18 protein-coding genes and 1 tRNA gene are annotated in these 19,695 nt (G+C 31.5%); 5 read left to right on the forward strand and 14 right to left on the reverse strand.

Translation table 11 applies throughout. The features are described 5' to 3' along the window. Nucleotides 1–140: 140 nt before the first annotated feature. A complete protein-coding gene (locus HA146_RS08740; RefSeq protein WP_209109154.1) occupies nucleotides 141–1,280 on the forward strand; it encodes a ThiF family adenylyltransferase in 1,140 nt (379 codons plus the stop codon). 21 nt (nucleotides 1,281–1,301) lie between these two features. Here HA146_RS08740 and HA146_RS08745 read toward each other — a convergent pair whose 3' ends face one another. Further along, nucleotides 1,302–2,462, reverse strand: coding sequence for a cob(I)yrinic acid a,c-diamide adenosyltransferase (locus HA146_RS08745; RefSeq protein ID WP_209109155.1), 1,161 nt, complete (start codon nucleotides 2,460–2,462; stop codon nucleotides 1,302–1,304). A 109-nt stretch (nucleotides 2,463–2,571) separates the two neighbouring features. On the opposite strand from HA146_RS08745, the gene larE reads away from it, so the two are divergent. Then, a complete protein-coding gene (gene larE, locus HA146_RS08750; RefSeq protein ID WP_209109156.1) occupies nucleotides 2,572–3,396 on the forward strand; it encodes an ATP-dependent sacrificial sulfur transferase LarE in 825 nt (274 codons plus the stop codon). Between the two features lie 10 nt (nucleotides 3,397–3,406). Here the strand turns inward: larE and speD are convergent, their stop codons facing one another. Both speD and recF read right to left on the reverse strand, forming a co-directional pair. Then, nucleotides 3,407–3,841: an adenosylmethionine decarboxylase gene (speD, locus tag HA146_RS08755; RefSeq protein WP_209109157.1), complete on the reverse strand. Its 435-nt coding sequence runs from the start codon at nucleotides 3,839–3,841 to the stop codon at nucleotides 3,407–3,409. Nucleotides 3,842–3,892: 51 nt separating this feature from the next. Next, the gene (gene recF / locus HA146_RS08760) at nucleotides 3,893–5,026 is read right to left on the reverse strand and encodes a DNA replication/repair protein RecF (RefSeq protein ID WP_348535298.1); all 1,134 of its coding nucleotides are present in this window, start codon (nucleotides 5,024–5,026) and stop codon (nucleotides 3,893–3,895) included. Nucleotides 5,027–5,061: 35 nt separating this feature from the next. Here recF and HA146_RS08765 point away from each other — a divergent pair. Then, a tRNA-Arg gene (locus HA146_RS08765) sits at nucleotides 5,062–5,135 on the forward strand. 11 nt (nucleotides 5,136–5,146) lie between these two features. On the opposite strand, the gene HA146_RS08770 is transcribed toward HA146_RS08765, so the two are convergent. From HA146_RS08770 to HA146_RS08805, 8 genes are all read right to left on the reverse strand, one after another. Further along, nucleotides 5,147–5,593, reverse strand: a complete 447-nt coding sequence (locus HA146_RS08770) for an N-acetyltransferase (RefSeq protein ID WP_209109158.1) — start codon at nucleotides 5,591–5,593, stop codon at nucleotides 5,147–5,149. Nucleotides 5,594–5,596: 3 nt separating this feature from the next. Then, on the reverse strand, nucleotides 5,597–8,566 hold the full coding sequence (gene ppc / locus HA146_RS08775) for a phosphoenolpyruvate carboxylase (RefSeq protein WP_209109159.1): 2,970 nt from the start codon (nucleotides 8,564–8,566) through the stop codon (nucleotides 5,597–5,599). Nucleotides 8,567–8,619: 53 nt separating this feature from the next. Then, nucleotides 8,620–9,738 carry a glutamate--cysteine ligase gene (gene gshA / locus HA146_RS08780; RefSeq protein WP_209109160.1) on the reverse strand — a complete coding sequence of 373 codons (1,119 nt, stop codon included), beginning with the start codon at nucleotides 9,736–9,738 and terminating at the stop codon, nucleotides 8,620–8,622. After that, the gene (locus HA146_RS08785; protein WP_209109161.1) at nucleotides 9,739–11,259 is read right to left on the reverse strand and encodes an anthranilate synthase component I family protein; all 1,521 of its coding nucleotides are present in this window, start codon (nucleotides 11,257–11,259) and stop codon (nucleotides 9,739–9,741) included. A gap of 59 nt (nucleotides 11,260–11,318) precedes the next feature. Then, nucleotides 11,319–11,741 carry a photosystem I reaction center subunit II PsaD gene (locus HA146_RS08790; protein ID WP_209109162.1) on the reverse strand — a complete coding sequence of 141 codons (423 nt, stop codon included), beginning with the start codon at nucleotides 11,739–11,741 and terminating at the stop codon, nucleotides 11,319–11,321. Nucleotides 11,742–11,852: 111 nt separating this feature from the next. After that, nucleotides 11,853–13,217 (reverse strand): sensor histidine kinase, encoded by a 1,365-nt coding sequence (locus tag HA146_RS08795; protein ID WP_209109163.1) that lies wholly within the window; start codon nucleotides 13,215–13,217, stop codon nucleotides 11,853–11,855. Beyond that, on the reverse strand, nucleotides 13,217–14,485 hold the full coding sequence (rodA, locus tag HA146_RS08800; RefSeq protein WP_209109164.1) for a rod shape-determining protein RodA: 1,269 nt from the start codon (nucleotides 14,483–14,485) through the stop codon (nucleotides 13,217–13,219). Before rodA ends, HA146_RS08795 begins: the two co-directional genes overlap by 1 nt. Nucleotides 14,486–14,491: 6 nt before the next feature. Further along, nucleotides 14,492–15,559 carry an Mrp/NBP35 family ATP-binding protein gene (locus HA146_RS08805; RefSeq protein ID WP_209109165.1) on the reverse strand — a complete coding sequence of 356 codons (1,068 nt, stop codon included), beginning with the start codon at nucleotides 15,557–15,559 and terminating at the stop codon, nucleotides 14,492–14,494. A gap of 158 nt (nucleotides 15,560–15,717) precedes the next feature. Here HA146_RS08805 and hemF point away from each other — a divergent pair, with 158 nt between their 5' ends. After that, nucleotides 15,718–16,746: an oxygen-dependent coproporphyrinogen oxidase gene (gene hemF, locus HA146_RS08810; RefSeq protein ID WP_209109166.1), complete on the forward strand. Its 1,029-nt coding sequence runs from the start codon at nucleotides 15,718–15,720 to the stop codon at nucleotides 16,744–16,746. Between the two features lie 28 nt (nucleotides 16,747–16,774). On the opposite strand, the gene HA146_RS08815 is transcribed toward hemF, so the two are convergent. Continuing rightward, complete coding sequence (locus HA146_RS08815) at nucleotides 16,775–17,332, reverse strand: cofactor assembly of complex C subunit B (RefSeq protein ID WP_209109167.1); 558 nt, start codon at nucleotides 17,330–17,332, stop codon at nucleotides 16,775–16,777. A gap of 167 nt (nucleotides 17,333–17,499) precedes the next feature. Here HA146_RS08815 and HA146_RS08820 point away from each other — a divergent pair, with 167 nt between their 5' ends. After that, nucleotides 17,500–18,135: a ribonuclease D gene (locus HA146_RS08820; protein WP_209109168.1), complete on the forward strand. Its 636-nt coding sequence runs from the start codon at nucleotides 17,500–17,502 to the stop codon at nucleotides 18,133–18,135. Nucleotides 18,136–18,138: 3 nt separating this feature from the next. On the opposite strand, the gene HA146_RS08825 is transcribed toward HA146_RS08820, so the two are convergent. Both HA146_RS08825 and HA146_RS08830 read right to left on the reverse strand, forming a co-directional pair. After that, the gene (locus tag HA146_RS08825) at nucleotides 18,139–18,405 is read right to left on the reverse strand and encodes a hypothetical protein (RefSeq protein WP_209109300.1); all 267 of its coding nucleotides are present in this window, start codon (nucleotides 18,403–18,405) and stop codon (nucleotides 18,139–18,141) included. Between the two features lie 27 nt (nucleotides 18,406–18,432). Beyond that, nucleotides 18,433–19,662: a lipid-A-disaccharide synthase-related protein gene (locus HA146_RS08830; RefSeq protein WP_348535290.1), complete on the reverse strand. Its 1,230-nt coding sequence runs from the start codon at nucleotides 19,660–19,662 to the stop codon at nucleotides 18,433–18,435. Nucleotides 19,663–19,695: the final 33 nt, after the last annotated feature.

Consider the following 19,695-nt stretch of genomic DNA (forward strand, 5'->3'; position numbering starts at 1 on the left):
CTTCACATTATTATCTACTTCTAACAAAAACATTAATAAAACATTAATAAATCTCAGAAATAGAAAAAATCTAAAAGGCTAAAATTTTTATTTAAATTATTATATTTTCATAGTTTATTTTGCACAATCAAAAAATCTATATGTCCAAAGATATCAAATTTAATTTCTTAAACGCAGATGAACAAGAAAGATATCAAAAGCATTTAACCCTCAAAGAGATAGGTTATGAGGGTCAAATAGCTCTAAAAAATAGTTCAGTATTATGTATTGGAGCAGGTGGTCTTGGATCATCTGTTTTGATTTACTTGGCAGCAACAGGAATTGGGAAAATTGGAATAGCAGATAATGATTCTGTTGAGAAATCTAATCTCCAAAGACAGATAATTCATGGAACAAATACTATTGGGAATCTTAAAATTGATTCTGCCCGGGAAAGAATTACAAAATTCAATCCTAATTGTGAATTATTAACCTTCGCAGAGAGAATTAACCCTAAGAATGCCCTGAAAATAATACGAGAATTTGATGTTATTTGTGATTGCTCAGATAATTTCGGTACTAGATACTTGATAAATGATGCGTGCCTAATACTAAATAAACCACTAGTATTTGGAAGTGTACAAGGCTTTGAAGGCCAAGTTAGTGTTTTTAATTTACATAAAAATAGTCCTAATTTAAGAGACTTGCTTCCAGAATCACCTGCGAAAAATGCTGTCCCTACTTGTGAAGAATATGGAGTTGTTGGTGTATCAACAGGGTTAATAGGAATTCTTCAAGTGAATGAAATTATCAAAATCATTCTAAAAAAAGGTGATATTTTAGATGGAAAACTTTTAATTTTTGATCTGTTAAATATAAATATGAAAAAATTCCATTTAAAAAGTGATCAGATAAATAAGCCAATAAAAAATCTTTCTCAGTTTGAGGACTTTTATAGTGAAGAACAATGTTCTGAGCAAAGTAATTCAATAGATATAATTAATGCTCATGATTTTAATAGATTATACAAAGCAAAACCCAATAAAATACTATTAATTGATGTTAGAGAAAATGAAGAATTTTCTACTTTTGCTATAGAGGGTTCTATATCTATCCCTCTCAATCATTTGAATGAAGAATCTTACATAGAATTTATTCAAAAAGAAAGTTTAATTAAAGATGTTTTTACCATATGTCAATCGGGTAAACGATCTGCTAAAGCTTCAAAAATCTTATCTAAATTCAAAATTCAATCGAGATCAATTAAGGGTGGAATTGAAAAGGGAAGAGGAATATTATGAAATTAATAATTTGAAGAATATTTAGTAATCTACACCTCTTTTCAGATCAACTCCAACATTTGCGTAATGTTTATGACAGACCATTTCAGAGTAAACATCGGCGAGTTCAAAGTATGAAGGTTCATTTTTGCATCTACCAGTAATAACCACTTCAGTTTCTGCTGGTTTCTTTAGGAGAGTTTGATGTATTGATTCCATAGGTAAAAGCTCTAAATCAACAGTTGGATTCAATTCATCCAAAATAATTGTTTTATATAAACCACTCAAAATAGCAGCTTTAGCAATTTCCCATGCTCTTTCAGCCTCAACATAATCAATTGGCTGTTGTTGACCTCTCCACACGATCGCATCTCTGCCTGAGCGCAAATGATCTACCAAATGTGGGTAACTTTCTCTCAAAGCATCTATAGCAGCATCTTCGGTATAACCATTTCCACCTTTTAACCACTGCAATATTAGAACTCTGTGACTTTTATCTTGAGATATTCCTTTACCAATAGCTTGAAGAGCCTTGCCAAGTGCACTTGTGGATTTACCTTTTCCTTCACCTGTATAAATTTCAATTCCACCATTGCATCTTCTTTGTCCATATGTTTTTGATAAGTCTCCTGTAGAACGTGGTCTCATTTCTGAATGGAGTTGCGATATTCTTACCAAAGAAGTAGGGGCTGCCCTTCCGGTAATAATTATTTCCATTCCATCAGGACGATTTTGAAGCGAATCAACTACTTCCTTGATATCAAGCATGCCCAAATCAAGCACTGGATTCAACTCATCAAGAACAACTACAGAATAAAGAGAACTAGCAATTGCTCCTTTAGCAATATTCCAACCTCTTTCAGCCTCACCTATATCAAACTTTGTCACCTGTTCAGCAGTAAAGAATTCGGATCTTCCTGTCCTTACATGGTCAATTAAATGTGGAAAACCTCTTTGTAAGGCCTCTATGGCCGAATCCTCATCATATGACCTCTCAGGACCTTTTAAAAATCTGAGAAGTAGAACTCTTGACTGTCTTTTTTCGCATATTCCTAATCCTATTGTCCTGAGTACAACACCCAAAGCAGCCTGACTTTTACCCTTACCTTCCCCATCATAAATATGTAATTGACCTTTTGATCTCTCTTGACTGTCACTTGCTGTGACAATTCCAATGCCTCTATTTCTACTTATATTCGTCAATTGAACAAGGTGAATGAATTTAATCTAAGATACAGTGAAGAATATTATTATAAATATAATAATAAATTCAACCTATATAATAGGTAATTTGAATTTTAAAGTAATTAGCATGTTCAATCAACTAGAAATTCTCTCTGATGAACAAAGTGAAAAGCTTTATACAATTAGAAGATACATTAAGAATCTTGATAGTGTTTGTATTGCTTATTCAGGAGGAGTAGACAGTACATTAATCGCATCATTAGCATTTGAGCAATTAGGTAGCAAAGCTATCGCAATTACTGGTATTTCTCCTGCATTAGCCAATACACTTCGTGAAGAAGCAAGAAGTCAAGCAAAATGGATTGGAATTAAGCATTTAGAAATTCAAACATCAGAATTAGACCAATCAAGTTATAGTGAAAATCCCAAAGATAGGTGCTTTGCATGTAAAAAAGAGCTTCATAAACATACAACCTATTTATCTAAAAAACTTAATTACAAGATTGTTTTAGATGGAGTCAATCTGGATGATCTTAAAGATTACAGGCCAGGTATAAAAGCCGCAAAACAAGCAGGAGTTGTTTCTCCCCTTGCAAAATTCAAATTCTCAAAACAAGATATTAGGGATATATCAAGAGCATTAGGTTTTCCTTGGTGGGATAAACCAGCTCAGCCTTGCTTGTCATCAAGATTTCCTTATGGCCATGAAATAACCAGTGAGAGGCTTAAAATGGTTGAGAGAGCAGAAGAATACCTTAAAGAAGGTGGTTTATCTGAGGTTAGAGTTAGATGCCAAGGGTCAACCGCAAGAATAGAAATTCCACAAGATGAATTAAAGCATTTTTTTAAAAAATATAATTTTAGTGATTTAGTTCAATTTTTTTCGAATTTAGGATTTAATTGCACAAGCTTAGATCTTGAAGGACTAATAAGCGGAAAATTAAATAGATAAATATTACAAGTTAGACAACCGTTCTCATCTGTTTATGAAATGCTGCAGGTGGATTTCGATCAATAACACGCAAGAAATGTTCTTCAGCCTTCAAAGCTTCAATTAAATATTGACTAGCAAGTTCTGGCAACATATTTTGACCACATGTAAAGATATCGGCTGCAGAATAATTAGATTCGGGCCAAGTATGGATTGAAATATGGGATTCAGAAAGTAATGCAATTGCTGTAACCCCTTGAGGTTCGAATTTATTACTTATCAAATTCAGAACTGTTGCCTTTGCCAATTTGGCAGCTCTGTTTAATGTACAACGCAAAAAGGATTCATCATTTAATTTTTCGTAATCACATCTATAAAGTTCCAACAACAGGTGTTTACTTTGATGACTTAATTTTTGTTCATTACCAAACGAATTTAAAATTAGATTCTTTTTTGGGACTTCCATTAAATAAATTTATATGAATACAAGATTAGCTAAAAATCGTAACTTTTAGAATTATAAGTAAATCATTTGTGAAGAGCCTAAAAAAGACTTATTAAAGTTATCAAGATGTGTTGCACTTATAAAACATTGACTATCTTTGCCAACAGAATTTAGTAACAAATTTTGCCTAGTTATATCTAGTTCCGCCAAGACATCATCCAATATAAGTATTGGAGGGACATTTAATGTTTTAGTTAATAAATCTAGTTCAGCCATCTTTAAAGCCAAAATAAAAGTTCTTTGTTGACCGGATGAACCATATTTTCTAACTGAAATATCATTAATTAGAAACTCAATATCATCACGATGAGGTCCAAAATTACATTTACCAGTCAATACTTCGATTGAACGCTGCTCTAATAGTTGTTCTGCTATTTTCTTACTAATAACTTTTTCTTCTTCTTCTTCTTGACTTATATTTTTTATCCCTGAAAGATAATTTATACCTATTTGCTCTTTAGATTTACTTAAGTGATTATGCCAGTATTCAACATATGGTTTTATTTTTAATAAAGCCCTTCTTCTTCGCCTAAAAATTCTTGTACCTATTATTGACATCTGAATATCAAAGCTTTCAACAATGTCTGAGGATTGGTTTTTCAGGAAGCTTTCTGAACGCCAAAAATGACTTCTTTGTTTTAAAAGCCTGTTAAATCTAACTATCAATTCTGAATATACTGGTTCAAGCTGAGATACAACTTTATCAATCCATGTTCTTCGAAAACTCGGGTCACTTCTAACAATATCTATATCATTTGAACAGAAACATACGCTCCGAATATAATTCTTTATTTCACTCTGCTTTTTCAAGATTGATTCATTGACATAAATTCTTTTAGGGCCTTTTCGAAATAGATTTAACTCCAAATCATCTTTAAAATCTATTTGTCCCATGACTACTGACATATCACTATCATTTTCTATTAAATCTTTATCACTTAATGCTCTATTAGATTTTAATTGACTTAAAAATTCAACCGATTCAAGTAAATTTGACTTGCCAATACCATTACAACCAAGAACAATTGTTCTTTGCTCTTTTAGATCAAGTTCAAAACTTTTATGGTTCCGAAAATTTTTAATTTTTAATTTATTTAAAAAAATGTTTTTTATGCATTCATTAATTAAATTAGCTAAGTTTAAAATATTTAGATTTTCTTTAAAGAAATTGAAAAATTAAAGGGCATGTAGCTCAGTTGGATAGAGCATCAGATTCCGGTTCTGAGAGTCGGGGGTTCGAATCCCTCCATGCTCGTATCATCATTTTTAAAGTTTATATCCCATTACTCTTATTCCATTTGGATCTAGTATAAATCCACTTTCTTCTAAACTTTTAAATGAAGACAATGGAGCCTGTACAGAAATACTGCATCCAGGCATTTCTCTATTTATTTTCTCAAGAGTTAATTGAAGCAATATTGAATAATAAAGTTTCTGATTATTACCTGGTGCTGCACTTAAATTCCATAAATTAGCATTCAATCCCTTATCGGATGTAACCCTTACAAAGCCATATAATTTATTATTTGATTCATTTTGTATGGTAAAAAAGAAATTACTTTTCTGAATAGCCTCAGACAGGGGTTTTATTGGAAATGTCTCACAACCACAATTAGCTAAAAGTCTGTTAACTTCTTTAGCTAATGGAATCTGAGAAGAGTTTACAAAATAACCCTCTGGAATAACAAGTTTTTTTGTAGAAAAATATTGCAATTATCAACCTGTATTTCTCATGCCAGCTGCTATTCCATTAATAGTTAAAAGTGCCCCCCTCAATAGCTCACTTCTACTATAAGCTCTTCTAGATTCATCTTTATCAATAAGAAATTCGCTAATTGGGGGTTGTCTTGTTTGGTCTCTCAGTCTTCTTAAAAGTGAAACCTGCAAAAATCCCAATGGGATGATTGTCTTATTTCTCAAGCTTACTGATGATTTCAAGTCTCTATCAGATTCAAGGAGCTGATTTTTACCAGTTATTTCAAGTATTAAAGATTTTGTAAGATTATATTCTTTAGAAATTACTTCAAAAATAACATCAAAAGAATCTTTCTTTTCTTCACTACCAAGAGTGTCAACATAATATTTAGCAACTTCCAAATCCACTTTAGATAATGTCATTTCTACCTTGGATATAAGCATTCTAAAAAATGGCCATCTTTGATGGAGAACTCGTAATAATTCAATTTGTTGTGGGTCTGAATTTAATTCAGATGATAATGCAGTACCTACTCCAAACCAACTTGGCAAAAGAAATCTACTTTGTGTCCATCCAAATACCCATGGAATAGCTCTTAAACTTGACAAATCTTTCGCACCTTTCTTTCTTCTCGCAGGCCTGCTAGATATTTGTAATTTACTTATCTCTTCTATTGGCGTGACCTCTTGAAAGAAATTCAACAAATCAGGATTCTCATGCACTAATTTTCTATAGTGAGCCCTTGATGTTTCTGCCAGCCTAGACATTAATTGATTCCATTCTGGAGTAGCATCAAGTCTATTATTGACCAAACTATTTTGAATAACTGCTGTAGTGACAGTTTCAAGGTTATACAAAGCTAGTTCAGGAAGACTATATTTTGAAGCTAAAACTTCACCTTGTTCTGTTATTTTTATTCTCCCTTTTAAAGTCCCGCTTGGTTGCGCCAATATTGCCTGATAGGCTGGTCCTCCCCCTCTACCTACAGAACCGCCTCGTCCATGAAATAGTCTTAGCAATATATTATTTCTACTTGCAAGATTTTGAAGAGCTATCTGGGCTCTATGAATTTCCCAATTACTAGAAACAAACCCGGAATCTTTATTACTATCAGAATATCCAAGCATTAATTCTTGAAGAGGTTTAAATGATTCTCCAACTTTTGGCAATAATAATCTGTAAAAATCTAATTTAAACAACTTTTCCATTACTTCAGGTGCTCTTTTAAGGTCTTCAACAGTTTCGAAAAGAGGAACGACTAATAATTTTGACTTTTGTGAATTTTGATCAAGAAGTCCCATTTCTTTTGCCAATAAGAGCACTTCAAGCAAATCAGATGCACTATGACTCATTGAAATTACATAAGAATGACAAATTCTACTTCCAAATTCTTGCTGCAGTCTCTTAACCATTTTAAAAACTGAGAATGTTTCTTCTGTATTTTTTGTCCAGTTAACTTCATAAGGAATTAAAGGCCTTTTTGTATTTAATTCGTCCACAAGCCATTTAATTTTCTCTTCCTCAGACATTTGGTCATATAGTACAGGTAAGTCAAGATAATTTGTGAGCTCTTGTATTGCGTCACTATGCCTTGTACTTTCTTGACGAATATCTAAACTTGCTAAAGAAAATCCAAAAATATGAACCTGAGTAAGTAAAGTATTTACAGCTTCACAAGTTAAATCCGTACTAATCAGGCTATTTTTAATTAGTTCAAGATCATATGTAAATTCGTTTACTGATTTGTAATATAAGTTTTCAACTTTATCTATATTTTTAGTATCCATCTCTCCCTCTAAGTCAAATTTCCACCCACTATCAGATAATAAATTATTTCTTTCTTGTGTTAACCTTAATTTTTCTAAAATATAACTCAATTTCAGTCGGTAAGGTTCTGATCTGTATCTTGTAGCCCTAGCTTCATAGATTTCTGGAAACTTAACCCTATCTGTTTCTAATGACTCTAATAGAGAAGAACTCACTTGACTCCATTGCATTGAGACACTTAATTGATCTCTAAGATTAGATACTGAAATAATATATCTTTCCAACATCAACTGTCTTTGGTAGCAAGCAGTTCTCCATGTTATCTCAGGAGTGACCGATGGATTACCATCCCTATCGGAGCCGACCCAAGAACCGAAGTTACAAAAAGATTCTGGGGGCATCTGAACATCTGGATAGTTCTCGGTGAGCGCTTCAGCGATTCTGCCTCTCAATTGAGGCATTGCATTAAATAAAACTTGCTGAAAATAATGCAAGGCATAATCTACTTCATCTAAAACTGAAGGTTTAAATTGATGCAATTCATCAGTTCTCCACCAAAGTCTTACTTCTTCTTTTAATTGGATTTTGAGAGAATTTTTTGCTTCGCTAGTTAAAAATTGCTCAACCTGTATTGTTTTCAATAAATTTGCAACTCTAGTTTGCTTATGTCTAATCGTATGTCTTACTATCTCAGTCGGATGTGCAGTAAAAACTAAACGAATATCCATTTCCTGCAATAACTCCTCTAATTTTCCTGGAGGTACATTTAATGTTCTAAGCCTATAAAATAATTCTCTAAAAGTTACTGGAGCATTTTGCCTAGCCAATGCTGGGGCAAAAGGATCAAGATTATCGGGCGATTTTTGAACATTCTTATTTGTAAAGCTTTGAATATATCTATCTTCCTCAACTCTTTGTTCCAAAATATTCACTAGTTGAAAATATAATGAAAAAGCCCTTGCTGCTGCAATGGATTCTGCTAAATCCATAGAATTCACAATATCAACTATTTCATTTTTAAAAGTTTTTGAACTATCACCATCAATTTGTTTTGAATAACTTAATTCTTTAAGCTGTATCAATCTGTCTGCCTGATCATCTGGGCATTCTTCCCTAAGCACAGATTCCCATAAATCCTCTATTAAAAGACGATTTTTATCAAGTGGATCATTGTTACTGATCAGATCCACATTATTATTTTTAATCTGTTGAAAAGATTCCATATAATTATTATGTCACAAGTAAAAATATTCAGATCAAATGTTTGTTTAAATAATCAAATACTCTTGTCTTCATTCTTGATCATATCATCGATAGAAATTTTCATTATTTGCTCAATAGAAAAACCTTTTTCATATTGATTTATCCATTTCATAGATTGATTCCCTTCTTCAAGAACTTTATAAATAGGTTTCAAAAGATGTTTCATATTAAATTTTTCTGCGCTGGTTGATAAATCTGATAATAAGTTTTGAATCCATTCTCTACAAACAACTTTTTTGCCATCTTGCCAGTGAATTAACTCTGAATTCAGACTATCTTTAGCAGCATTAATTTCATTTTGGTCACATATTGCTGATAATTCATCATTAGAAAAAATACTTGCATTCAAAGGGTCTAAAGTATTTATATTTTCAAAAAGATTTAAAATCCTGAGTTCTAGCATAGCCGTTATCCCTAATAGCAAATTAATATCGTGAACAAAATCACAAATTCTTAATTCCAAACGATCAAGAATTAAAGGCCTTTGGGGACCATTTGGTCGAATTGAAGACCAAAAATGCCTGATATTTTGCATGTTTTTATTAGCTATATTTTCTTCGATCCAATCGATATAGGAATCATGATTTTGAAAAAAAGGTACCTTACTTGGTGTTTTAGGAAACTGAATCCATCTCTGGGAGTGATTTTCAGTAATTTTATTGTTTAAAAAAGGCGAACTAGCACTTATTGCTAGATATAAAGCAGCCTCAGATCTTATAAGTCTTATAGCAGCAAAAAGCTTATCTAAGTCATCTATTCCTATATTTATGTGGACACTTGAAGTTGCAATAGAGATTCCATAATTATCTTGTATAAATTGATGATAAACATTATCAATATCAGATCTTTGAAATTGAATATCGTGTTTAAAACAAAGCGTAGATGAAGGAATGATTGTTAAACCTTTATTATTTAACCAATGTCTTAATTTTTTTCTTGGAGTTATTAATTTCTCGTATAAAAACTTATAGTCTTTTTCAGGAGTTGTTATGTATTCAACATTTCTATTATCTGGCTCTTTCACAAAATTAGAAAAATTTTTTTCAATATCAGCTGAAACACCAATATGAGAATCAAAAGAACCTGTAAAAAGTTCCACTTCAAAACCTTTATAAAGATTCACGTTACTCATTTATTTATCCAAACAAGCTAATGCTTTTAGTATCCCCTTAGCTTTATTAATTGTTTCTTGATATTCATTCTCAGGAGAAGAATCAGCAACTATTCCAGCACCTGCTTGTACTGATACCTCATATTTTCCATCTTTTGAGGGTTTAACTATCATAGTTCTTATTGTAATTGCTGTATTTAAAGCACCATTAATATCAATCGATCCATAAACACCAGCATAAGGTCCTCTAGCATCTTTTTCAAAGTGTTTAATCAATTGCATAGCTCTTATTTTTGGTGCCCCAGTAACTGTTCCAGCTGGGAAACATGCCTTTAACAAATCCCATACATCAGTATTGTTTTTTAAGATTCCCTCAACTTCACTGACTATATGCATAACATGTGAATATTTTTCAATAACCATTAAATCTCTGACCTCCACAGTACCAATTTCACAAACTCTTCCAAGATCATTTCTCCCAAGATCTATAAGCATTACATGCTCTGCTATTTCTTTTGGATCTTTTAATAAATCCTTTTCTAATTCCAGATCTTGTTGAGGATCATTGCCTCTAGGTCTTGTACCAGCTATTGGTCTTAAGCTTGCAACAATCTGACTTTGTTTATTCTTTTCAGCTTTAACCATAACTTCAGGACTAGAACCTATCAGATACCATGAGCCAAAATCAAAAAATGACATATATGGAGATGGATTAACCATCCTTAAGCTTCTGTATAAATTAAAGGGATCATTATTGACTTTAGTATGAAATCTCTGACTTATAACGATTTGAAAGATATCTCCTTTTCTTATATATTCTTTTGCCAAGAGAACTGCATCCTCAAAATCTTTTTTCTTCCAATTACTTTTAATATCTAAATTCAAATTCTCATTTTCATTCCACTCTAAAAACTCTTTTTCTTTCAGAGGAACTTTCATTAAATCTCTAGTTTTCTTAATTTTAGAGATTGAGTTTAGATAAACTGCTTCAATAGAAAGATCTTTTGAAGCAGTTGTGTTTGCATAAACTACTGCGGTAATACATCTTTTTGTTTGATCAAAAACAACTAACTGATCAAAAAACATCCAGGAGCCATAAGGTATATTATTTTCTTCTATTTCATTTATTGGGACACTTGGTTCTATTCGATTAATTAATTCATAACCCCAGGAACCATATAACTGTCCAATTGATGGAAAGTCATCAAGCATAGATGACTTATATTCCTTTGTCCAAGTTCTTAAAATATTAAAGGGATCTCCTTTATATATTTCAGTTTTTCCATTATTCCAGGTTTTAACTATTTCTTTTCCATAACAAACGGCTTCCCAAAGAGGCTTAGTAGCAACAATACTCCATCTACCCAAACTTTCCCCACCTTCAACAGATTCAAGAAAAACACCATGCGAATCTTTTTCAGATAATTTTAACCACGTCGACAATGGAGTCTCTAAATCTGCCGGCCATGTTTGAGTGATAGGTATAAAATTCTTACCTTCTTTGTGAGACTTGTAAAAACTATCTTTCTGTGAGCTGATCATACTAATAATGTCAACCCAAATTATAATTATATTCTTCTTTTATATCAACTTTGAGGTATTTAATCAAAAGTATTCTTAGTTGTAAATTTCAACCCAGCTGGATTAGGGTTTTCACCTATTCTCCTTGAGTTATGGCCAACTTTTTCTCTGCCCTCATTAACTTTCTCAGGGAACACACCATCTTTTGGATGTAAGAATTCAGTATCACCACTTGGGAACACTCTATAGATTTTAAAGTCCTCAATTCTTGGTTTAAAAGCTCTTAATTGTGTACCTAGTGCAAGGCATTGTTCTTTTCTTGCAAAATACATTAAATTATCACCTTCATGCATAATAGCTGCACCACCGGTGGGTAATTCAAATGCTTGTTCTTTTGAACTATTCCATACAATCGCATATTTTTCTTCGGTTTCTGCTGAGTTTAATAAACCCCCAGTACTTCCTATATGCTTTGGAAATTGACCAACTAAAGTTTCAGTCATCCTAGATTTTGAGTTATTTATAATAAGAAATTAGCATTCATATTTTACAAAATTCAAAATTTATAGAAAAGTTTCTACATTATTTAATAAATGTAAAACTTGTTTCTCGTTTTAATTTGAATCTGAAATCGGGAAAAATACTGTCAAACCCGTATCACGCCTTTGCGTGACATGGCCTCCTAAACTAGCTAACAACTTTTGAGTAGCATTTTGACTGAGTTGTAAACTACCTGTTTGAGGGTTCCAATTTAAAACAGGACCTAAATCAGAACCATCTTCTCTTCTTGGTCTTTCTTTTTTCTTATTATCTAATTTTTGTACTTTTAGTTGAAGTTTGAGCTTTTGGCCAGCTGGTCTTAATTCTAAAATTAATGTACTACCCTCTTTCAACCCTCTAGTATTTTTATCAATTAAACCTCTTAACATTAATTCTAATTTTTCAGAATCACTTAAGATTTGGGGGAGTTGACTGGGAATGTCGATCTTTAAAGAAATACCACGTCGATTTAATTGTTGATTCCATACAGGAGCAAGTTTTTTAAAAATTTCGGCTAAATTAATTTTTGCCAAGTTATTTAATGAAGGAACTTCATTACTTACCAATTCTGCCGCATTAAAGATTAAACCGAACCTATCAATTTGTTCATTACATTCATTATCTATTTGAATTAAACGATTTCTCATTGATTCATCCATATTGTATTTCTTTAAAGTAGAACTTATTAATGTTCTTATAGTGGCTAAGGGGGTTCTTACTTCATGAGAAATGGCACTTAACAATTTTGCTTCGGTTATTTGTACATTTTTTTTATCGTTTCTTTCAGAATTCTTTATGTTATGGTTTGGTCCCAAATTTGCCAATTTTGCCGATAATATTGGCCAAAAATTTTTCTCAAAATGATTATTAATATTAAGATTACCTAAATTATTGATTGCATTACGAAATTTAACTCCTTCCTCATAATTTTCTTGCTTTAATTTCGCATGCATTAATTCAATTGAAATTTTTAAGCTTTCTTCATCACATTTCATTAATAGGATTTTCTTATCTTTTTCTCCTACGATTGATAATATACATTGAAAATTTGGGGTAATTATCATCAAAAAAGGTTCATATCCATCTTTTTGACTGAGATTTAAGACTTTGTAATTACTAATGAAATCAAAATCTTTTTTTACCTTGGCTTGGTTATTACCTGGTAAAAAACCTGCATTATCTTTTTGAAAATATGGAAAACCCTCTGGTGACCACAACCAGCCATGAAGTTGATTAAAAAATTTTTTATCATTTAGAGCTGGCAAAGGAGAGGCAACCCAAATACCTCCCTGTTGACAATTCTGAGAAAGAAACTCTTTTTGAATTACTTCTAAAGAGGCCCACCACATTCTTCTAGAGGTATCATCATCGACATTTATAGTTTGAAATCCTTTAATTAAAAGGTCTTGAATTTTTTTTATAGTAATTTTTGATTTCATCAATTTCTTAATGATCTAGAGCGTTTCAGTATAGATAATACGAATCCAATAGATATAAAATTAATCACCAAAGATGTTCTACCATAGCTCATAAAAGGAAGAGGTATTCCAGTGACTGGTCCTAATCCAATGGTCATAAATAAGTTAATAATAATTTGGAATAAGAAAGTTGCGGCTATGCCAATAACAATTAGAGATTCAAAGTCACTTCTAGCACTTGTTGCAATTTTAATAATCTTTTGAATCAAAAAAAAGAACAAAAATAAAACTATTATGCATCCTAAAAAACCCAACTCTTCGCCTAAAGCACTGAATATAAAATCAGTATGTTGCTCTGGTATAAATTGCAAATTAGTCAGCTTACCTTGTAACAAACCAGTCCCAAAAAATCCTCCAGATCCAATTGCAATTTTACTCTGTAATAAATGGTATCCACCACCTAAAGGATCTCTATTGGGATCTAAAAATAAAACCAATCTATCTTTTTGATATTCTTTTAGGCCATATTGCCACAAAATTGGTGTCGATTTCGCCACCAATAAATGAATGGAAATAGCAAGAACAGAAAAAATAATTTTCTTTTTCGAGGATCTATAAGCAAGATATCCTATAAATGGAATCCAGAAAATAAGAACATTTGGTAAGGTTAAATAGAATATAGAAGTTACAATACAGAAGACTAATATCAAAATCCACTCTATGGGCATTTGCGACCAATAGAGCATCACACCTGTCAAAACTAATAAAACTAAAGAGGTTCCTAAGTCAGGCTGAAAAAAAATTAATAACCAAGGAACAATAACTACTAATAAGGGCAATACTAAATCTTTTATTGTTGAAATTATTTTTTTATCTAGAACTAAAGCCAGAGTTAATACCGTGCTCAATTTAGCGACTTCTGAAGGCTGAAAGGAAAAAATTCCCAAGTTTAGCCATCTTTGAGCTCCAGAAACTGTTATCCCCAAAAAATAAATTAGAAATAAGGATATTAAAGTACATAAATAAAATGGTATCAAATACTTTCTAAGTCTCTCTAATGGTATATAAGAAATGGAAAATGCCAAAAAATAACCTAAAAAACCAGTTAGGATGTGACTTAAATAATTAGATACTAAAAAATCTCCCTGAATACTTTTTATTAAAAAACCCGAAATAATAACTAAAAAAAGAGGGATCAAAAGTAGTGGGGAGAATAAAAATCCTCTACTAAACTTATCTTTTTTTTGAAAAACCCCTCTCTTACTTAATAAAGAAATTCCTCTAAACATTAATTGTTAATTAACAAATTTATTTTTAATTAATTGAGCTAAATTACTAAATTCAATAGAACTTTCTTTATTTGGCTGGCTTATTGAGATTGGTATTCCTTTATTGCTTTCATCAACAAGAGGAATTTCAATAGGAATTTGTGCTAATAACGGTAAATCATTTTCTTTAGCTAATATTTGTCCACCACCTTTACCAAAAATTTCATATTTTTTACTTGGCATATCTGGCGGAATAAATACTGACATATTTTCTACTATTCCCAATAAAGGCACTCCAAGTTGTTTAAACATTGCTAATCCCCTCCTTGCATCTTGCAAAGATACTTGTTGTGGAGTAGTAACCACAATAGCTCCAGCAATAGGCACAGATTGAGAAAGGGAAATTTGAGCATCACCTGTTCCTGGAGGCAAGTCAATAACCAGAAAATCTAGATTATTCCATTCAACTTGGTAAAGAAATTGACGGATAATGCTATTTAGCATTGGCCCTCTCCATATAACTGGCTGACCTTCTTCTATAAGGAAACCCATAGATACTAATGAAATTCCATATTTATTTATTGGTATTAACCTTTGATCATTACCACTACCTTCTGTAACCTTTGGATTCTGTTCAGTCACTCCCATCATTGAGGGAGTATTGGGTCCATAGATATCCGCATCGAGTAAACCAGTTTTTAATCCTAATTTAGCTAAAGAACAAGCAAGATTAACTGCGATAGTACTTTTCCCAACTCCACCTTTACCACTGCTAACAGCGATGATATGTCGAATACCGTCAATCTGTTGCAACTCAGGACCATTACTTTCAGTTTTAGATTCTGATTTGGCAAGATTATTATCTATCTCTATTTGAACATCATCAATATCTTCAAAATCCAGTAGTATTTTGCGAACCTCATTGACAATTCTATCTCTCTGAGAAGTTGCGAATGAAGGTAATGATAGTGTTACGATTACTCTTGGTATAGTTACTCTTACGTTTCTAATCCAAGCTAATTCAATTACATTTTTCTTTGATCCAGCATCTAGAACCTTTTGTAAAGCAAAATTCGCATCTTCTATCGTGGTCATTAAATTTTTAAATATTTTAACAAGGTAGTCGACAGTTTAAAAGATTAAGAACTATGTCGAACTATCAAATAATAGGAAATAAGCCCCCCTTAAGAGAAATTATAAAGGGAAACTTATAATTAACCAAAAATTTTTTTTCTTCAAGATTTACTAAATACATGCTCAAAGAACCTCCTAAAAACTCGAGAGAGAAAACTAAAAATCTCTTATTAACTCTACAAGACAAAATTTGTTCAGGCCTTGAAAATGTAGATGGTAAAGCGAAATTCACCGAAGAATCCTGGCTAAGAGACGAAGGTGGTGGTGGAAGGTCGAGAGTATTGAAAAACGGTTCTATTTTTGAGCAGGCAGGAGTAAATTTCTCTGAAGTACAGGGGAAAGAATTACCTCAATCAATAATCTCTCAGAGACCCGAAGCTAAGGGTCATGAATGGTTTGCGACAGGAACTTCTATGGTATTGCACCCTAAGAATCCTTATATTCCAACAGTTCATCTGAATTATAGGTATTTCGAAGCTGGTCCTGTTTGGTGGTTTGGCGGAGGTGCAGACTTAACCCCTTTTTATCCTTATCTTTCTGATGTGAGAAATTTTCATAAAGAGCATAAAAAAGCTTGCGAAAAAGTTGATCAAAATTTACATAAGGTATTCAAACCATGGTGTGATGAATATTTCTTCTTGAAGCACAGAAATGAATCTAGAGGAATAGGAGGTATTTTTTATGATTATCAAGATGGTTCAGGCAATATCTATAGAGGAAATAATCAAAATGGGAAGGCATCAAAAGCTTCACAAAATATTGGTATATCTAATTTAAATTGGGATGATTTATTTTCTTTAGCAGAAAACTGTGGGCAGGCATTTCTCCCTTCATATCTGCCCATTATTGAAAAGAGAGCCACTCAAACATATACATCGAAGGAAAGAGAATTCCAGCTATATCGAAGAGGTAGATATGTCGAATTCAATTTAGTTTGGGATAGAGGGACAATTTTTGGATTACAAACAAACGGTAGAACTGAATCTATATTAATGTCATTGCCGCCTTTAGCTAGATGGGAGTATGGATATAAAGCTAAAAAGGGTTCTAGAGAGGAATTTCTCACATCAATTTTTACCAAACCCCAAGATTGGTTAAATGATAAAAATTTAGAAAAATTCTGTATGGAGAATAATATCTTTGATTAAAAATTATCAAATAACTTTTGAACTAACCTTAAATAGGAGTTTTGAATAAAGAACCATCGCTTTTTAATTGAAGTTTTTCTCCAAGTTCATTTTCTAAAGAGATTAATTCATCCCTATGCGCTCTTAATCTCATGAAAGTTGAATCATTATCATTTTCGTTAATCAACCTTAATTCAAATTTTTCTTCTCTTGCTGATTTTTTAAAATAAACCATACCAGACAAAGGACCCCCAATTAATCCTAAAAGAATAGGCCACCAACCTAATTCAGGATATATTTGAATAATTACTAAACCCAAAGCGCAAGAACCAAAACCGCCAAGAAAACCTAAAAAAATTGCTAAAGATTTACTAGAAACAACTTGACCTTTAAATATTAAAATTCTTTGTTCAAAATCTCCTCCGGTTTGCTTCCATCCCCTTAAATTAAGCCATTCACATAAACCATTTAAAACCTTAACTGGCTGTTGAGAAGATGAAATCTCAACAATGGTTGTTCTATCTTTACTTGAAGCTCTAAGAAAAAAAAATAATCCTATAGCAAGAAGAATTGTCAGCAATAATGTTGAATTTAAGGAATAGGACATTAAGTTAATTTTTTATAGTAACTCGTGAATAAAAATTAAAGTTACATCATATTATAATTTTTTAGATTTATTCTGTAAAATAAATATATTAGGTAAGAGAAAATTTAATTAAATAAAAACTCTTATAAATTTGGCAAATCTTAAATAACTTTAAATATTTTATAAATATGACTAGTGAAAAAAAAAATATTGATTTTCTTTATAGTGATTTAACAGCAGATTTATATAATCTTTATAAAAAATCATCTTACCTAGCTATTGACACTGAAGCAATGGGGTTAATTCATGGAAGAGATAGATTATGTTTAGTACAAATATGCAATGAATTTAAAAGAACATCCTGTATAAAAATCGAACTAAATACATCTTCTTCTCCTAATTTAAAAGCACTTCTTGAAGATGAAAAAATTACTAAAATCTTTCACTATGCAAGATTTGATGTAGCAGCGCTAAAGTGCAATCTTGGAATTAATACAAAAAATATTTTTTGTACAAAAATTGCTAGTAAGTTAGCAAGAACATATACAAATAAACACGGCTTAAAAGATTTAATCAATGAATTATTAGGGATAGAATTAGACAAAAGTTCACAAAGCAGTGATTGGGGGAGTAACAAAGATTTAACAAAAAATCAATTAGATTATGCAGCAAATGATGTTAGATATTTAATTGAAGCGATGAATAAATTAAAAGTTATCTTAGAGAGAGAAAATAGATATGAGTTAGCTCAAAAATGTTTCAAAACAGTTCCTGTGCATGCTGATTTAGACATACTAAAATTTTCAAATATCTTTGAACATTAAAAATCAATCTTCAGTTAAAAAATTATCTTCATTTTTAAGAGTTTCCATAAGCTTATCAAGTATTCTTGAAGAACTTGATTTATCTCCTTCATTTTTTTTACAAATTTCTAAGAGATTTTGCGCAACTTGTATTTTTTCTTGAATAGTTTTGGAGCCTTCTTTCGCAATCTTAATTTCAACTTTCTTTTTAGCAGCAGATAAGCTTATACTCAAAATCTTTGCAATCTCTGCACAAATTGTTAGATATTGCCGATCATTTATTGGATACATAAAAAATTTCAACGATAGTGCCATTTACTAAGATAACAAATGAGAGTTGATAGAATCTACAATTTTCTTGCTTGCGCCAGATTCACCCATTCTTTTTTTTCCAATTTTCGCTTGCTCTAACCTATCAACTTTTTCTCTCAAAAGTAAACTTAAACGTTTTAAAAGAATTTTTTTATTCTTGCATACAATAACGCTACCTCCTAATAATCTTGATTGCCTTTTCGCAAATGATTTTGTAAATTGTGGTCCAGATCCTGGAAGAGAAAGAGATGGAATTCCTAGACCAGCAATTTGCTCTGTAGCAGTTCCGGCATTAGATAAGCCAACATCTGCCATATTGGCCCATAAATTGAATTTACCTTTTCCAATCAATATATATTTTTCTTTATTTTTCCATACTGAATCTTCATCAATCAAGAATTTAACTTTAGTCTGTTTTACAAAACCGTATTTATTTAAATAACTTTGAATTTGAATCACATTAGCATTAATGCTCAAAGGCAAAAGTATTACCACATCCTTAGATAAATCCAATTTTCGCAAACAATCAAGAAATTTTTCAAGATTTTTCAATGCTTCTGGGTATCTACTTCCAATTAATACAATTATCCTTTTGAAAGCAATAATATTTGATATCTTTTCATTTTTGGTATTAACAAAATCCATCATTGGATTACCCAAATATTTTGCATTAATATTTTTTCTATTCAAATTCGTAGCTGTGATTTTATCTCTCATAATTAAATCTTTACATCTTGGAGATGTCATTAAAAACATTTCCCATGGGTCCCATTCAGAACCTTTAGACTTATGATAAAAATCGGTTAAAGACCAACCTGGTCCACTACTCCAAGTATGGTCACTTTTGGGAGTCCCAATAAAACTGAATTCGCATTCTGAACTCCAAGCGTAAAGTAATGGTAGAAAATCTCCTACAGCAATAATTTTGTAGTTATGTTTTGACTTTTGTTTTACAATTAAAAAATTTCTTAAATTATCAATTAAAAATCCTGCAAACAAATCAAGCAAAAATCCCTTCAGACTTTGATTACTAAAACCTCCACTTGGCAGCTCTTTTAAATATCCTATTTTGCGAAAATTCGTTGATTGTATGGAATTAAATGCATCTCCTTTTCCTACTAAAGGCAAAACTTCGATATTTTTATTTTCTATTGTTTTTAATAATCTTTTTATTATTTCTGATGCTATTACATCTTCTCCATGGCCATTGCATATAAATAATATAGAATGTGTCACCTTACTGTTAAGATCATTATTAGATTCAATTGA

Origin of the sequence: Prochlorococcus marinus CUG1416 (assembly GCF_017695965.1) — a bacterium.
GTDB lineage: Bacteria > Cyanobacteriota > Cyanobacteriia > PCC-6307 > Cyanobiaceae > Prochlorococcus_A.

Excerpts from the sequence above, each read along its gene's own strand:
- HA146_RS08740 (WP_209109154.1), top strand. The coding sequence starts at position 141 with ATGTCCAAAGATATCAAATTTAATTTCTTAAACGCAGATGAACAAGAA.
- larE (WP_209109156.1), top strand. The coding sequence starts at position 2,572 with ATGTTCAATCAACTAGAAATTCTCTCTGATGAACAAAGTGAAAAGCTT.
- speD (WP_209109157.1), bottom strand. The coding sequence starts at position 3,841 with ATGGAAGTCCCAAAAAAGAATCTAATTTTAAATTCGTTTGGTAATGAA.
- ppc (WP_209109159.1), bottom strand. The coding sequence starts at position 8,566 with ATGGAATCTTTTCAACAGATTAAAAATAATAATGTGGATCTGATCAGT.
- gshA (WP_209109160.1), bottom strand. The coding sequence starts at position 9,738 with ATGAGTAACGTGAATCTTTATAAAGGTTTTGAAGTGGAACTTTTTACA.
- HA146_RS08785 (WP_209109161.1), bottom strand. The coding sequence starts at position 11,259 with ATGATCAGCTCACAGAAAGATAGTTTTTACAAGTCTCACAAAGAAGGT.
- HA146_RS08790 (WP_209109162.1), bottom strand. The coding sequence starts at position 11,741 with ATGACTGAAACTTTAGTTGGTCAATTTCCAAAGCATATAGGAAGTACT.
- HA146_RS08795 (WP_209109163.1), bottom strand. The coding sequence starts at position 13,217 with ATGAAATCAAAAATTACTATAAAAAAAATTCAAGACCTTTTAATTAAA.
- rodA (WP_209109164.1), bottom strand. The coding sequence starts at position 14,485 with ATGTTTAGAGGAATTTCTTTATTAAGTAAGAGAGGGGTTTTTCAAAAA.
- HA146_RS08805 (WP_209109165.1), bottom strand. The coding sequence starts at position 15,559 with ATGACCACGATAGAAGATGCGAATTTTGCTTTACAAAAGGTTCTAGAT.
- hemF (WP_209109166.1), top strand. The coding sequence starts at position 15,718 with ATGCTCAAAGAACCTCCTAAAAACTCGAGAGAGAAAACTAAAAATCTC.
- HA146_RS08815 (WP_209109167.1), bottom strand. The coding sequence starts at position 17,332 with ATGTCCTATTCCTTAAATTCAACATTATTGCTGACAATTCTTCTTGCT.
- HA146_RS08820 (WP_209109168.1), top strand. The coding sequence starts at position 17,500 with ATGACTAGTGAAAAAAAAAATATTGATTTTCTTTATAGTGATTTAACA.
- HA146_RS08825 (WP_209109300.1), bottom strand. The coding sequence starts at position 18,405 with ATGTATCCAATAAATGATCGGCAATATCTAACAATTTGTGCAGAGATT.